The organism is Rhodothermales bacterium (assembly GCA_013002345.1).
In the GTDB taxonomy this organism is placed as follows: Bacteria; Bacteroidota; Rhodothermia; order Rhodothermales; family JABDKH01; genus JABDKH01.
This window is the reverse complement of sequence record JABDKH010000044.1, coordinates 1-14,404: the sequence shown is the minus strand read 5'-3', so window position 1 is coordinate 14,404 and position 14,404 is coordinate 1. Positions and strand designations below refer to the sequence as shown.

The following is a 14,404-nucleotide window of genomic DNA, read 5'->3' as shown; positions in this document are numbered from 1 at the left end:
CACTAGAGGGCGCGCGCGCGACGCTTCGTGTCACTTCCTGTCATTCTTGCCAGGAAGTGTCGCGGTTGTGACCGAAAGCGCCAGGGAGTGACTCCCGGTGACAACCAGCGTCAGTTTGTGACTCGCTCCTGCAGGGCAAGGGAGAGTTTTGTCTGCCAACAAAACTGCACGGCCGTCGCTTCGGGTCTTGGTCCCGAGCTTGGCCGTGGTTCGCGCGCTCAACGCCTTCGGCTTATTCGCACGCGTGAACACCAGGGGTCCCCCGCGCAAAATGTGCGCTGAAGAGGAGAGTAAAGAATTACGTATTGTGACGCATCCCGTGGCGACCCTAGTTGTCCTTGGAGGATGAGTGTGCGGATTCGCGAATCCGGGGAGGTTGTGATGCGGTACTTACTGGGACTTCTATGGATTGCCGTGTTGGGCATGGCTCCGTTGGTGGGGTGCACCGAAACCAAGCAGCAAGAGCCCGATCTCGACTGGCCACCGAACGCAACCGCCTACTTCGACGAGTACGGCATCCTCAATGCCGACTGCGACACCGACGAGGACTGCGCGATGGTGCTCGGCTACTACCACGCGGCCGATCGGTTCGTGCAGATGGATTTCCGGCGGCGATTCGCCACGGGTCAGCTGACCGACATCATCGACAAGGGCTTGGCTCAGCTCGTCGGAGTCCCCGAGATTGCAGCCCGGAATCGTGCGCTCTTTTCGACGCGGGACGGTGAGCCGGCTGAGGAGTTCCTCCTCACGCAAGCGTCCGACAAGACCATTGCCATGCTCGAGGCCTATAGCGCGGGGGTCAACCAATGGATTGATGACCTGCGTAATGGCCGAAACGATGCCGTCTTCCCCCGCGAGTTCGAGGGCTTTCCGTTTACGTACGGGCCCGAAGACGTTCCCGAGTGGACGCCCTCGGACAGCATCGCTGCGGTGATGGCGTCCGTCTCAGCACAGACCAGGTTCACGGAACCCTATGAGGCGGCCGCGGGCGTGGCACGCGAGACGATCGAGGACGACGACAGGTTCTTCGACCTGTGGGCTACCCGTCCGCTTCCATCATCGATTCTTCCCCCGGGCTGGACGCCACCAGCGTCCCAGGAAGCTTCTGCAGATCAAAGGCTAACCACGACGCAGCGCCCCCAAGATGAATCTCTTCGCGCGGGTCCAGCACTTCAGCGCCTCCACCGCCGCCTCGAGGAAGCTGAAGAGCTCTTCGGCTCGTTTCTCGGAGCAGGCCTGGAGGGTGGATCGAACAATTGGGCGATTGCTCCGTCGCGCAGCACGACGGGTCACGCCTTGTTTGCTGGCGATCCGCATCTTCGACTGAACCAGCCAGTCGAAAGCTACTATGCGCATCTGGACTCAAAGACTCGTGGAAGCGGACAGCTTCATGTCGCCGGTGCAACGTCGCCGGCCTTGCCCTGGGTCATTACCGGCCAGAATGAGAAGATCGCATGGGGGGGGACGTGGACCTTTCTTGACATGAGCGACCTCTACGTGGAGCAACTCGTCAAAGATGCGGATGGCGACCCCATGGGGGTGATGTTTCAGGGCGAGGTCGTTCCACTCAAGCGGGTCCCGTTCCCCGTGACTTTCAGTGATGGGAGCACGGAGGAGCTGGAGCTTCTCTTCGTTCCGCACCACGGTCCTGTGCGCGAGTTGGACGCCGCCAACGACGTCGCGATTACGCTCCGTTGGACTGGCGCCGACGCGGACACCGACCTCGAATATCTACAGGCGTTGAACGTCGCAGGAAGTGTCGTGGAGGCGCGGACGGCTCTACGAAACATCACCACGGTAGCCAACAACCTCGTGGTCGCGGACACCGCGGGCGACATCGGTTGGTTCCCCTACTCGCGCGTTCCCAAGCGCACCTGGGCAACCGAACTGCTGGGTGAGGCCCATCCCATGCTGCCGCTCGACGGCCGCTGCGAGACGCCGGAGCGTTGCTATGAGTGGATGGAGTACTTCACCTACGAGGACCTTCCGCAAGCCTTGAATCCAAGCGAGGGCTTCATCGCCACGGCCAACAATGACATGACCGGGGCCCTGCTTGACGGCGACCCGACCAACGACGGCTATCCGCCTTTGCAGACGTTCGTCCCCGTGCTTGGTGCTCGCCACACACGGATCACGGACCTGATCGAAGAGATCGGGTCCGAGCACACCACCGACACGATGCACAGCATGCAGCACGACACGCATTCGGTGCTCGCCGAGCGCATGCTGCCAGGGTTCATCGAAATCGCGAACTCAGACCTGACGACGTTGACGGAAACCGGACAGAAGGTTCTGAACGCCCTCGAGGCGTGGGAATCGCTTACCTGCCCGACGGGAGTCAACGGCTACTACACGGACTCTCCGCTCACGGACGATCCCCAAGAGCTCCTCGAGTCATCGGGCTGTGCCGCATTTCACGCCGTGTACTACAAGTGCGACTTGGCACCGAGGAACCAACCCACGGTCTATCGCTGGGTGTACTTCTACTCCGTGTCTGATCCGAGCCGACTACGCAAAGGGGACGTGTATTGGGACGACCCGGCCACTCCAGAGGAAGAAACCAAGTATCAGGTGATCGAGGGGTGCTTTGATGAAGCGGGTCGGCTTCTCATCACCGACCTCGCTCTAGGAGAAGACGAGACAAAGTGGGCGTGGGGTCGAGCACAAGGCATGGTTTTGAGTTCCGACCTCGCCAATTTCGGGATCTCGACATACAACAACCCGCCCGGCCAGCCACTCTTTGCGAACGAGGGGGGAGCTCTAACGATCAGCCCCACCAATCCTGTCCTGGAGTCATCGGGTTTCGTTCAGCGAGATGGGTCGACGCTACGTCGGATCTGCGAGGCGCTGCCCACGGGTCCACGTTGCACCATCGAGGTGCCCGGGGGCCAGTCAGGCCACATCAGCTCGGACGACTACGACGACCTGCTGTTCAAGTACCTCAGTGGGGAGCCCATCGACTTGGTGTTCGACATCGAGCAAGCCAAGGCCAACGCGGTGAGAACCATCACCTTCAAGTGACACCTTCGCTCTGGCGTGGTTGTGGACCTCAGCGCGGCGCTTTCAGGGGGCGAGACATGCGATGTCCGGCGCTAGAGTTCGCGCTTCCCGCCGCAGCGCATCGAACGCATCGAACATCGCCCAGACCTCCGCGAGCTCACGCGCCACATCGGGCAAAGGGACTTGTGACATTGTCATGAGAACGTCCGGCAACGCGTCTTGCTCGTGTTCTTCGGACGTGTTCACATCGACACCAGTGCGCGAAACCGTTGGAGAATCTTCCGAATCGGGTGAGTTCCCTGCAGTTCGATTCCAAGCGCCCTCTCGCTAGGCGGCAGCTTAGGGCACTTCGTCGAAGTGGTGGGGTCCACCTGCGGCCAGCTTCAGCGGTGGATGGCGACAGGTTCGGCAGCGGGTGCCACGATTTCATTGCGTTCTTCGACCAGCTACGCAGCAATCACGACCTCCATCGGTACCCCAAACTCCACCGGACAACGCTGTGCGTAACGGGCCCCCGCAACCAACGAAGTCGGGCACTTAGCGAATGGGCTAGGTGCCTTTCTTTTTGCTCGGTGCCCTGAGGGTGCCGTGCGGTGCTGCAGCAGGCTGCAAAGACTCGACCAAACGCAGCTGTGCACCCGATCCAAGGTGCGCGTAGACGTGCGTACTCTGCTCTGAACGATGTCCAAGCTGCGCTTGTACAGCCTTGATGGAGTGCCCGCTGGTCACCGCTTGGCTTGCGACCGAGTGGCGCCCGAGGGCGTGGTGACTGAGTGGTCGAAGCCCAAGCGCCCGCTGGACGACGACCATCGGGCGTTTGTAGCTGTCGATGTAGCGAGGAAAGCTCCCGTCCTTGCTGAACAGAAACTCGCGACCGGCGTATCCCTGCCGGATATGCCACCGGATTGCGTCGAGGATGTCCTCGGTCACGTCCAGCACGTAGGCCTCGTTGTTCTTGCGGCTGACCAGCATGGCTGCCCGGTCTTTGGTGCCGCGTTGAACCCCGCGGTCGATGACCAACTGGGGTGGGATGTCTCGGAGTCGGCTCCGCGCGATGGCGTAGACCTCCGAGACGCGAAGCCCGAGTCGGGCCGAGAGGTAGAAGAAGAGGTACCATTCGGGTTGGAGCTCGAACATTCCGGTCAAGAACCGGTCTCGCTCCGCCTCCGAGTACCACTTCGGTTGCTTCTTCGGGGTTCGTTCGGTCGGGACGTAGGGCACCGCAGCTAAGAGCCCCCGTTTCCAACAGAACCGTAGAACGGCTCGCACCAAGGCGAGTCGATTGTTGACCGATTTTGGTCCGAGCCGGGAGGGAAGGGCGCGCTTCAGCGCGTCCATCGCTGCGGTGTCCACTTCCTCGATGAAGAGGTGTCCCAGCACGGGTTTGATCTGCGGCCAGAGATTCCCGTAGGAGTCCCGACTGCGATCCTTCATGGTGGTCGCTGACATGTACTGTTCGTACGCGTCGGCAAATTGGATGCGCTTGTGACCTGAGATTAGATCTTCGCGCACCCTTCGTTCGGCTTCGCGCGCCTCGGCCCTCGTCTTGAAGCCAGCCTTTCGCTGGCGCCGGTGGCCTTGGAGCTTGAAGTCGTATTGCCAAGAGTTGGCTCGCTTTCTAACGGCCATACGGTTCGGTCCTTTCTGCCAGGAACGTCCGCATCGCCATGTCCGGGTTCGTCAGATAGAGGTCTAACATATCCCGGCGGAACCGGCGTACGCGCGCCCGTCCGTAGACGGGTATTTGCCCCGCCGAGACGAGGTTTCGCAGGTGACCGACTGACCAGCCCGTATAGGATGCCGCTTGCGTGTAGGTGAGCCACGTCGGCGCTTGTGTAGCGTCCTGCATCAGCAGAATCTCCTCGCTTGCATCGACTGTGACCCCCCGTGAACCATCGCCCTTTCCTGACGGACCGCCCTCGCGCGCAATGCGCGGAACCGTCCACCTCTATTATCGGTTTTGCCCCCCAAAATGTTGTCCTGGCTCGTGATTTTTTTTCGCGTCGGGCTCCCCGCAGGCGATTGGTCAGCGTGTGACTCTGAGTGCACTCCGTGTGCACTCCGTGTGCACTCCGTGTGACAGCATGGGACCCAACTTGTTGGGGCAAGGTGGAGTTTTGTCTGCCAACAAAACTGCAAGTGCCTCACGCTAACGTCTCTTGCGTTCACGCTCGGCACTTGATGACGCGCTCAACGCCTTCGGCTTATTCGCGCGCTCCGCCGTTGCGGGTTGTCCTCCCGAGACGATCCAGGCGCTCGCCGACTGCCTCCAGGCGTGTACCCAACGTCGGAACGATTCGTTCGAGACTGATCATGGTGACGGGCGGTTCAGCGTTACGCAGCATCGCGAAGGAGGCAGAGCATAGCTGGTACGTTCATGCGGTGCAGTGGCCGTAGCCGATGGCGTGCCCTAGAAACAAAGCATTGCGCGTGTCCGAAACAATAAGGGACGGGAGAGTTTATCAATTTCGGGTCGATTAGACTGGCCAGGAAAACCAAGTCATGCCAAACCAGCTTACGAAAAAAAGGAAATGAAAATGAGAAGCATGACAAAGTTGACTCCGTGGCTTGTTGTTGCTGCTGCTGCGTCCTGCTTGGCCGGCTTGGCCAGCTTCGGCCCGAGTGCTGATGCTTGCTCACGAAGCATGTGGACCGCCAAGGGGCAGCCCGTTCTGGTCGGTAGGAACATGGATTGGACCGCGAAGATGGGGACCAAGCTGTACGTCATGCCGAAAGGGATCAAGCGCCAAGGGATGACGGAAGCCAACCCGCTCAAGTGGACCTCGAAGTACGGCAGTATCGTGGCCAGCGTTTGGGATTGTGCAACCGCCGACGGAATGAACGAAGCGGGGCTGAGCGTGAACCTGCTGTACCTGGCGGAGTCGAAGTACGGCGATCGTGACACTGCCAGACCGGGGCTCTCCGTTTCACTTTGGACGCAGTATTACCTAGACAACTTCGCAACGGTCGCCGACGCGGTGAAAGCGAGCAAGTCGTTTCAGGTACAACCTCTCATGATCAAGCACCACGCGGTGAAGGTCGCTTCACCCGTGCACTTGTCTCTGGCCGACGCGTCCGGTGACTCTGCGATCATCGAAATCCTCGACGGTGAGGTTGTCATTCATCACGGCAAGCAGTACACCGTGATGACGAACTCGCCGCCCTACGATGAGCAGCTCGTCTTGCTGAAGCAGTATGAGGGGCTGGGTGGTAAGAAACCCCTGCCTGGAACTTCCGAAGCGGCGGATCGATTCGTTCGAGGCGCCTACTACCTAACGAAGCTTCCCGCGCAGCCAGATTCCTATCAGCAAGCGGTCGCAGGCGTTTTGTCTGTCATGCGGAACCAGGCCACACCGATCGGCGCGAACGATCCCGAGCGGCCCAACATCGCGGCAACCCTATGGCACACAGTGAGTGACCTCACGAACAAACGCTACTATTTCGAGTTCACCGACATGCCCAATGTGGTTTGGATCGATCTGGACAAGCTGAATCTGCGCAAGGGGGCCCCGATCCAGATGTTCGATCTGGCTTCTCACCTCGAAGCCAGCGGAGAGGTGTCGGGGAAGTTCAAGCGTGCGAAGCCGATCAAGTGGCAGGAGGCTGGTACGACGGTGGCCTGGAAGCCGACCCCGAAATCGCGGTGAGTTCGTGGAGCGACAGAAGGGATTGCCCAACCTCCAGCTGGAGCGGAGCCTAGACGGGTACACATGTTGGGCTTAGACTAGTTTCAATGGGAACCCGGTCCGAGATCCATGCATTGATCGATGCGCTGGCCGACGAGGAGCTCGACGCGGTGCGTACTGTTCTGAACGCCGTTCGCGCGGAAGATGGCTTTGAGAGCCTGAGCGAAGACGACTTGGAAAGACTCCGGGCATCGGTGCGGCGTGGGCTTGCGCAAGGTGAGGCGGGAAAGGGCCGTTCCATCCAAGAGTTCATGAAAGAGCTGTGAGTTTTCGCGTCCGCATCTCGCCCGAAGCGGAGCGGCAAGTGCGTGAGCTAGAGGGTTGGTGGGCTGCGAACCGGCCCGCTGCCCGAACGAGCTTCAAGGAAGCACTCAGCGCAGTAGTTGGCCACATCTCCCGGATGCCTAGTATCGGGCGACCGTGCGACGATATTCAGTTGCCCGGCGTGCGGCGCTTGTTGATCGAGGGCACACCTTACGCGGTCTTCTATTCGGTCGACCGCGAAGCGACCGAGATACTCATCGCTGCCGTCTGGAGTCGTGCACGCGGCAGCAGTCCGCCCGTACCCTGAGCGACAACGGCGCTAGTCGGGTCGGTGAGAGAAGCGCCTTGGTCAGATCGTTCTCGTTGACCTGACGTTGACGTGTCGATGTGAAATCAAGTGATATGAAGTGAGGAACCGCAAACACGGCGATGCGCGCAAGTCCCGGTCATGTTTGGGTTTCTCTTGAGTTCCGTTTGTTTGCGCGATGCTGTGTTTGGCCGGCTTCGTTGCTTTGGGAGCATGAGGTTGTCGCTTCGTTTGATCCCGACGTTCGCAGTTCACCCGATTCACATGGCTCGGGGGTAAGTGAGACGATCTTCTTTGCGTTCCGTCCCCTTTTTGAGGACGACGTCTCAGTTTCTTGGAGGTCCGCGACGCTGACGTGAGGTGCCGCGGATCCAAGCGAGCGAACTGACTACGTCCAAGCGCGCCCGGTGACCTGAGGGTGCCTTAAGGATGTGAAATCGAATGATACGAAGTGACGACCCATGAACATGGCGAAGGGACTAACTCCTGGTCTTCATTGTGGTCTTGTAGCGATTACGATGGGTTGTGTTGGTCGGCGAGCACCGGGCTTTGTGAACTCATAACCCGAAGGTCGTCAGTTCAAATCTGGCCCCCGCAACCATGGTCAAGGCCGGCTCCTTCGAGCCGGCCTTTTCCCGTTTTGTGCCAGATTCAGTGGCGACGATACTCGGCCGGCTCCGTGGACTGGCGCCCACTCCGCTTCGGCCTCGTACAACGCCAAACAAATCTGGCCCCCGCAACCAACGAAGTCAGGCACTTAGCGAATGAGCTAGGTGCCTTTCTTTTTGCCGGTGGCGTGCGGTGCCGCTCACCTTCGCAGCGTGGTCGAGGTGAGGCGAGGCTAGAGAGGTGCGTCGAGGTCGTGGGCGCTATTCCGTTTCGCCTCGTTGGTAGCGATCGAGCTCATCGGGGTCGAATCCGACATCGGAGTCGACCCACTCATCTCTCAGAAAATCGTTCTCGGGTGGTAAACGGAGGACGCGATCGAGGAGGCGCCGACATAGTCGGTCGACGAAGTTGATGTCGCGCGACGCGCGTTGGCCAAGCCATTGAACGATGCGCGCCTTCGTGTCTTCTAGGAAGCGTTTCATTGCGCGCCCTCCGGCGGCGCGTCGAGCCGCTCGATCCGACATGGGATGCCCTTCAGGTGCGGGACGCCCTGTTCGCGATCCAAGAAATCTTCGTCGTCGGGACAGAGCTGCGCGTCTGCGTGGGCCAGGGCACCGGAGAGGTGACCCGCACCTTGCTTCATTTCGGGCTTCCACCAACCGTGGGGAATTCGCACGAGCCCGTCGGGCATGGCGTCCTTCACCAGGACCTGCATGGCGGCGCTACCGGTCGGATTGATGACCTCCGCCCAGTCGCCCTCGGCGATGCCTTGCGCCTTCGCGGTTCCGGGGCTCACGAAGAGATTGGGTTCGGGCTTTCGCGCGCGAAGCTCGGGGACGTGTCGTTGCCCGGTTTGGAAGAACTCGTCTTCGCGTACGCCGGTGAACATCATCAGCGGGTACTCCGGGTTCGGGGGCGGGTCGTCGCGGAAGTAGGGAAGGGGGTCGAACCCGAGTCCCTCCAGGATCGACGACTTGAGCTCGACCTTCCCACTCGGAGTGGCGAAACCGGTCTTTTCGTACTTTCGGAACTCGAGTGGTCCGAAGTAAATCTCGTAGGACTCCGAGAATTCCGCCCAACTCATGCCCGAGGGTTCGAGCCGGTAGTCGTAGAAGTCCTCGAGAGTGTCCCACGGGATGATGTCACCGCGGCCCATCGCAGTCGCTAGCCGCTTCCATACCGAGAACGTGCTTTCGCACTCGCCAAGTGGTTCCATCGACTTCTGCGAGGGCCGCACCATCGAGCTCCAGCCAAACGAGTCGTGCAGCCAAGGCCGCTCGAGCCAGCTGTCGCCGGGAAGCACATAGTCGGCAAGCTGTGCGGTGGGGGTCATGAACTGTTCGTGCACGACGATGAGATCTTGATTCATCATCCCTTTGAGAATGAGCGGCATGTTGGCGAAGCTGAGGAGCGTATTGTTCCCAAGCGAAAAGAACGCTTTCACCGGATACCGGCCCTCTCCGGCCATGGCGCGGAACGTCGCTGACGGGTTGGCCATGAAGCATCCGGTAACCTGATTTGTGTACTCGTACCCCCAGACGCGTTTCGTGTGCTCGAGAAGACCGGCCTGTCCGCGATACGTGAAAGCAGGGTGCGTGTCCGAACCGAGCTGCTTCGCCTTCTGCTCTTCCGAGAGCATTTCGTGCGCTTCAATTTTGGACTCGGGGATGACGTGTGGGTGGAAGCCTTGGAGCGCCTCGCCGCCCGGCACGTCGACGTAGCCACAGACCGAACGAAGAATCGATTGAAGTCGAATCCCCGACGTGCTGTTTCGCTGCATGTCGGTGATCGGGGTCCAAGGGATCACCGCTGGCCCGTGCGTCGCGTAAATGCGAGCCGCCTTTCGAATCTCCTCTGGATCGCAGCCGGTGATCTTCGCAACGCGGTCGAGCGGAAACTCGTCCACGCGCGCGCGGAGCTCGTCGAATCCGACCGTCCAGTTCTCGACGAAATCTTTGTCGTAGAGCCCTTCGTCGAAGATGACCTTGAGCCAGCCGAACAACATTGCGGTGTCGGTGCCTGCGCGGAGTGGCAACCAGACATCGGCCAGCTCCGCATTCGAGCTCTTGCGCGGATCGAGGACGATGAGCTTGGCGCCGCGCGCCTGCGCACGACGAATCTGATTGTAGACGGGCACCCAGCTGTTGCGTCGGGGGTTGTGGCCGATGAGCACGATGCAGTTCGTGTTGGGGAAGTCGGCGAAGGGAAACCAGCCGTACGTCATTCGATTGATGGCCGCGGTGTTGCCCGCGCAAAGTGCCACGCCGCTGATCCAGTTCGGGGACCCCAGGTGGTTCATCAGCCGGCGTCCGAGACCGTGATCGGTCGCGGTGTTCCACTGACTCGTCGACACCGCCCACGCCTCGGGCCCGTCGCGGTCGATGATGGCCTGAAGCCGCGCGGCAATGTCGGTCATCGCCTCGTCCCAGCTCACCTGCTCCCACTTGCCGGAGCCGCGTTCGCCGACACGCTTGAGCGGATGCATCAGGCGGTTCGGGTGGGCAAACGCCTTGGGCGCGACGATGCCCTTCATGCAGATGTTGTCGCGAAAGATGGGGTTGTCGCTCGAACGGACGCGAACGACCCGGCCCTTCTTGACCTCGGTGACGACGTTGCACGAGACGTCGCAGGTTGCGCACAGCGTCCGCTTGGTTTCCACACCTGGCTTGGTCCGGCTCGGATGCCGTGGCGCGGACATCTCGGTGGGATCGACGGAGTAGATGGATGGCATGAAGGGCTCCTGGCTGAGGATCGTCGAAAGGAGCAATAAAACATACCCTGCCCGATTGCCACCGTGGTGGCCCGGCTCGGTGGGCGACCCATCCCGTGGGGATGTGCTTGCGACCACGTTGATGGCGTTGACGATCGGCCTTCAATCCATGTCACGCACCGCTTCCGCGGAGGATTTCTTTGCCCTGTACACAATCGTCGATACGGCGATGGACGTCGAGCGCGGCGTGTATACGCCGGGTTCGTGAAGGACTTCACCCGCACACAGGAGAACGCTAAGACTGGTTCGATACGTACATGACACCTCCGTCGGGGTGGACCTTGGCGCGGGGTCGAGCGGACGCAAACAAAACGCCCCCGCTTGTCCGAAATCTTCTGACGACCTACACTCGCCAATGCCCTATGAAACGGTTCCGAGATTGCCGGGAAACTCCGCGCGCGGTTTCCGCGATTCGGTGGGCGCCAGCCAAGACTCCGGGCCCAACGGGAAACCTAGCCCGTATCTTGAGCTCGTTGCTTGCGATCGGGACCGTTACATCAGCGTGCGAACAAACCAACCGGGACCAGGTGGGCGCTGAGACACTCGCGAGCCTCGTGGAAGTGCGACCGGGGGACATCCAGCCCCTTGTCCGTGCGACTGAAGCGCGCGGCGTCTTGGTGAACATGTGGTCTACGTGGTGTGCGCCCTGTGTTGAGGAGTTCCCGGCTCTGCGGCGAGTGGGTCGTGCCTACGGACCGCAGGGTCTAGCGACACTCTTCATCTCCACTGATCTCGCTGCCAACCGCGGGGAGGCGATCTCGTTTCTGAAGGCTCAGGGGGTGCCGATGCCAGGGTACATCAAGGCGGGAAGCGACCAGGCCTTCATCCCGGCCCTCCATCCCGAATGGTCCGGGGCGCTGCCCGCTACCGTGCTGTTCGACTCGCAAGGCGTCGCTCGCCACCTTTGGGAGGGCTCGGTGAACCTGGAGGTGCTGGAGGCTAGCATTCGAGATCTACTGAAGGAAGAACCACGAGAGCCATAAGATGAACACTACACTGCAGCTCCATGTCGTTCTGCTCGCAGCCATGCTCTGGAATCTCACTGCCTGTGAGCGGCGCACGGACGCGAACGCGCAGGAGCCACCATCGACCCCAGCGGCTACTCCGAAGAAGGTTGAGACCACGCCGGCGCCAACCCCAGCGCCCTCGTCGAAGAGCGTGAGTCTCAAACTTGGAGATCGTGCGCCGATGCTCCGCGAAAAAATGAGAAACGTCGACGGAGAAATGGTCACGATCGAGAGCAGCGCAGGAGCCCGAGGCACGCTGGTCATCTTCACTTGCAATCATTGCCCGTGGTCACAGGCCTGGGAAGGTCGCATCGCGAAGCTTGGCAACACCTATGATCCCCGCGGAATCGGTGTAGTTGCCATTAACTCGAACGACCCAAGCGTGTTCCCGATCGACGGATTCGAGGCAATGCAGGCACGCGCTAGACAACTCAGCCTTGAATTTCCCTACGCGATGGACGTGACCTCGAACATAGCGCGAGCCTACGGCGCGAAGAAGACGCCGGAGGTGTATCTCTTCGATGCGGAACAACGCCTCGTCTACCATGGTGCCGTGGACGACAACCCGGACATCGCCGACGTAAGCCAACACTTCTTGAAGGACGCGCTCGATGCGCTGCTGGCGGACCAACCCGTCGAGGTGGCCGAGACACGGGCGATCGGTTGCTCGATCAAGTTTCGGTAGGAGCCGCAGGCGGAGGAAGCATAGCCAGCGCTTGCCCTCCCATTCGTTCCAATGTCTCGGGTTGGAACGCCCCGCGAGCCATCACGCGAATCCCAATGAACATCCCGAGTAGGCCGGCAGCGGCGGCCTCAGTCTCGACCTCGTTCGAGATCTCGCCGCGAATCTTTCCATGCTCGATCAGCCGAACAAAGAACTGACGAAAATCGGCGAGCGCGGCGGTCACGAGCATCTTGATCTCCTCGGTTTGAGACTGGAGGTTCACCGCTGTGTTGACCAATAGACAGCCCCGCTTCGTGGCGTCTGCAAGTGACTCCTGAACTACGTGTTCGAACAGCGCTCGAACCGACTCTAGGGGCTCTCTTAGCCCATCAGGCGCAGACGGAGAGCCGAATTTCGCGTCCAGTGTGTACGCCTCGTGGTTCTTGCGGCTGACCAGCATGGCGTTTTGTGTCGCAAATCTGTCTAGGCAAAAATGTCCAAGATCGATAGCTTTTGAATCAGAACTTCCGAGACTTCCAACCGGAAAACCATACAAGAGGTTGCTGAAAGACCGTTATTGGGCAGACCATGAAACAGGTTTATTGTAATCGCGCCTTCCAAGTAGGGTATTCAACCAATCCGCAAAGTCCAAGACTGGCTTGTCTTGATGAGCGGTGCATGCGGAAACCTCCGCCCGCTAAACTAATAGAGGACACGCCATGAAAGTTGCTGCCGTCAAGACGCCAGGTGGTCCTGGAAAACTGATCATCGAAGAGCGCCCTGATCCGGTTCCGGGCCCTGGAGAAATTCTCGTGCGTATGCGTGCATCGTCGCTCAACTATCACGATTTTTTTGTCATCATGGGCATGATACCGACTGAGGATGGACGCATCCCGATGTCCGATGGCGCCGGTGAAGTGATCGCTGTTGGCGAAGGTGCATCGAAATTCAAGACGGGCGACCATGTCCTCAGCCTGTTCTTTCCAAATTGGCTGAAGGGATCCATCGATGCGCTGGGATTTGGCAGTGTGCCAGGTGATGGAACCGACGGGTTTGCCGCTGAGCTTGTCGCGCTGCCTGAAACTGCATTCACCCGCATGCCGGAAGGCTACTCCTTCACCGAAGCGGCAACGCTGCCTTGCGCGGCGCTGACAGCATGGCGAGGTATGTTTGTTGAGGGATCTGTGAAGCCCGGCGATTGGGTGCTGACCCAGGGGACCGGCGGCGTGTCTGTATTCGCGTTGCAATTTGCCAAAGCGGCTGGTGCGCGTGTGATTTCGACATCATCTTCAGATGAGAAGCTTAAGCGCATGAAAGCGCTCGGCGCAGATCATCTCATCAACTACAAGAAAACACCGGAATGGGGCCGCCAGGCACTCGAATTGACGGGCGGACGCGGCGTCGATGAAGTGGTCGAGATTGGCGGAGCGGGCACTTTGGCTCAATCCATAGAAGCAAGCCGAGTTGGCGGGCATATCTCCCTGATTGGTGTGCTAACCGGCTTGTCAGGCGAAGTGCCGACAGCAGCGTTCCTTACTAAGAACCTTACCATGTCCGGCATCACCGTTGGCTCAGCCGAACATCAGGAAGACATGATCGCCGCGATCGAGGCAAGCGGGATCAAGCCGGTCCTGGACAAAGATTTCCCATTGGATCAAATCGCGGACGCCTTTGCCTATCAAGAGAGCCAGAAGCATTTCGGGAAGATCACGCTATCGATCTAAGGGGTGCTGTGTGTCTCTGAAGAAGCCGTTTTCGGTCGTTGTAATCCGAGTGCTGGCTGTCCACCAGGTCCCCTCATGCCAGGTCTTCTGAATCGCCTTCCGGGCGAGCGATGTGAGGAGCGCTGAGTCGGAACTCATCCAACACGAGGCGGCTTGGACTTTGACGCGTATTTGACGCGAAGATCTGGAATGGCCTGATATGGGATGACGGTCCCGAGCGCCGGCCAGTGCAACTAAGTCTCAGTTATCGTTGTTAAAGTGTCTCAAATGTTGGGATTGACTGAAGCGAAGAAATTGGCGGTTGTAGAGCTCATAACCCGAAGGTCGTCAGTTCAAATCTGGCCCCCGCAACCAACGAAGTCGGGCACTTAGC

The 14,404-nt window shown here is 59.9% G+C and carries 13 protein-coding genes; 8 read left to right on the top strand and 5 right to left on the bottom strand.

All coding sequences use genetic code 11. The features are described 5' to 3' along the window. Positions 1–381: 381 nt before the first annotated feature. Complete coding sequence (locus HKN37_02150; GenBank protein NNE45442.1) at positions 382–3,021, top strand: penicillin acylase family protein; 2,640 nt, start codon at positions 382–384, stop codon at positions 3,019–3,021. Positions 3,022–3,549: 528 nt separating this feature from the next. On the opposite strand, the gene HKN37_02145 is transcribed toward HKN37_02150, so the two are convergent. Together HKN37_02145 and HKN37_02140 are read right to left on the bottom strand one after the other, a co-directional pair. Continuing rightward, positions 3,550–4,629, bottom strand: a complete 1,080-nt coding sequence (locus HKN37_02145) for a tyrosine-type recombinase/integrase (GenBank protein NNE45441.1) — start codon at positions 4,627–4,629, stop codon at positions 3,550–3,552. Continuing rightward, on the bottom strand, positions 4,619–4,849 hold the full coding sequence (locus HKN37_02140) for a helix-turn-helix domain-containing protein (protein NNE45440.1): 231 nt from the start codon (positions 4,847–4,849) through the stop codon (positions 4,619–4,621). Before HKN37_02140 ends, HKN37_02145 begins: the two co-directional genes overlap by 11 nt. Before the next feature lie 796 nt (positions 4,850–5,645). Here HKN37_02140 and HKN37_02135 point away from each other — a divergent pair. From HKN37_02135 to HKN37_02125, 3 genes are all read left to right on the top strand, one after another. Next, positions 5,646–6,647, top strand: a complete 1,002-nt coding sequence (locus HKN37_02135; GenBank protein ID NNE45439.1) for a linear amide C-N hydrolase — start codon at positions 5,646–5,648, stop codon at positions 6,645–6,647. A gap of 86 nt (positions 6,648–6,733) precedes the next feature. Beyond that, positions 6,734–6,952 carry a hypothetical protein gene (locus tag HKN37_02130; GenBank protein ID NNE45438.1) on the top strand — a complete coding sequence of 73 codons (219 nt, stop codon included), beginning with the start codon at positions 6,734–6,736 and terminating at the stop codon, positions 6,950–6,952. Next, complete coding sequence (locus tag HKN37_02125) at positions 6,949–7,257, top strand: type II toxin-antitoxin system RelE/ParE family toxin (GenBank protein NNE45437.1); 309 nt, start codon at positions 6,949–6,951, stop codon at positions 7,255–7,257. Before HKN37_02130 ends, HKN37_02125 begins: the two co-directional genes overlap by 4 nt. An 869-nt stretch (positions 7,258–8,126) precedes the next feature. On the opposite strand, the gene HKN37_02120 is transcribed toward HKN37_02125, so the two are convergent. Both HKN37_02120 and HKN37_02115 read right to left on the bottom strand, forming a co-directional pair. Further along, on the bottom strand, positions 8,127–8,348 hold the full coding sequence (locus HKN37_02120; GenBank protein ID NNE45436.1) for a hypothetical protein: 222 nt from the start codon (positions 8,346–8,348) through the stop codon (positions 8,127–8,129). After that, the gene (locus HKN37_02115) at positions 8,345–10,564 is read right to left on the bottom strand and encodes a molybdopterin-dependent oxidoreductase (protein ID NNE45435.1); all 2,220 of its coding nucleotides are present in this window, start codon (positions 10,562–10,564) and stop codon (positions 8,345–8,347) included. The genes HKN37_02120 and HKN37_02115 overlap by 4 nt, the downstream gene beginning before the upstream one ends. A 22-nt stretch (positions 10,565–10,586) precedes the next feature. Here HKN37_02115 and HKN37_02110 point away from each other — a divergent pair, with 22 nt between their 5' ends. The 3 genes from HKN37_02110 to HKN37_02100 all read left to right on the top strand — a co-directional run bounded on the left by HKN37_02110 (position 10,587) and on the right by HKN37_02100 (position 12,328). Continuing rightward, entirely contained in the window at positions 10,587–10,844 is a 258-nt protein-coding gene (locus HKN37_02110; protein NNE45434.1) for a hypothetical protein, read from the top strand. Positions 10,845–11,100: 256 nt separating this feature from the next. Beyond that, positions 11,101–11,619 (top strand): TlpA family protein disulfide reductase, encoded by a 519-nt coding sequence (locus HKN37_02105; GenBank protein ID NNE45433.1) that lies wholly within the window; start codon positions 11,101–11,103, stop codon positions 11,617–11,619. A gap of 1 nt (position 11,620) precedes the next feature. Further along, positions 11,621–12,328 (top strand): thioredoxin family protein, encoded by a 708-nt coding sequence (locus tag HKN37_02100; protein ID NNE45432.1) that lies wholly within the window; start codon positions 11,621–11,623, stop codon positions 12,326–12,328. Here the strand turns inward: HKN37_02100 and HKN37_02095 are convergent. Beyond that, positions 12,315–12,767, bottom strand: a complete 453-nt coding sequence (locus HKN37_02095; protein ID NNE45431.1) for a hypothetical protein — start codon at positions 12,765–12,767, stop codon at positions 12,315–12,317. The two genes, HKN37_02100 and HKN37_02095, sit on opposite strands and share 14 nt — an antisense overlap. Before the next feature lie 259 nt (positions 12,768–13,026). On the opposite strand from HKN37_02095, the gene HKN37_02090 reads away from it, so the two are divergent. Then, on the top strand, positions 13,027–14,031 hold the full coding sequence (locus tag HKN37_02090; GenBank protein NNE45430.1) for an NAD(P)-dependent alcohol dehydrogenase: 1,005 nt from the start codon (positions 13,027–13,029) through the stop codon (positions 14,029–14,031). Positions 14,032–14,404: the final 373 nt, after the last annotated feature.

Excerpts from the sequence above, each read along its gene's own strand:
- HKN37_02150 (NNE45442.1), top strand. The coding sequence starts at position 382 with ATGCGGTACTTACTGGGACTTCTATGGATTGCCGTGTTGGGCATGGCT.
- HKN37_02145 (NNE45441.1), bottom strand. The coding sequence starts at position 4,629 with ATGGCCGTTAGAAAGCGAGCCAACTCTTGGCAATACGACTTCAAGCTC.
- HKN37_02140 (NNE45440.1), bottom strand. The coding sequence starts at position 4,849 with ATGCAGGACGCTACACAAGCGCCGACGTGGCTCACCTACACGCAAGCG.
- HKN37_02135 (NNE45439.1), top strand. The coding sequence starts at position 5,646 with ATGTGGACCGCCAAGGGGCAGCCCGTTCTGGTCGGTAGGAACATGGAT.
- HKN37_02130 (NNE45438.1), top strand. The coding sequence starts at position 6,734 with ATGGGAACCCGGTCCGAGATCCATGCATTGATCGATGCGCTGGCCGAC.
- HKN37_02120 (NNE45436.1), bottom strand. The coding sequence starts at position 8,348 with ATGAAACGCTTCCTAGAAGACACGAAGGCGCGCATCGTTCAATGGCTT.
- HKN37_02115 (NNE45435.1), bottom strand. The coding sequence starts at position 10,564 with ATGTCCGCGCCACGGCATCCGAGCCGGACCAAGCCAGGTGTGGAAACC.
- HKN37_02110 (NNE45434.1), top strand. The coding sequence starts at position 10,587 with ATGGATGGCATGAAGGGCTCCTGGCTGAGGATCGTCGAAAGGAGCAAT.
- HKN37_02100 (NNE45432.1), top strand. The coding sequence starts at position 11,621 with ATGAACACTACACTGCAGCTCCATGTCGTTCTGCTCGCAGCCATGCTC.
- HKN37_02095 (NNE45431.1), bottom strand. The coding sequence starts at position 12,767 with ATGCTGGTCAGCCGCAAGAACCACGAGGCGTACACACTGGACGCGAAA.
- HKN37_02090 (NNE45430.1), top strand. The coding sequence starts at position 13,027 with ATGAAAGTTGCTGCCGTCAAGACGCCAGGTGGTCCTGGAAAACTGATC.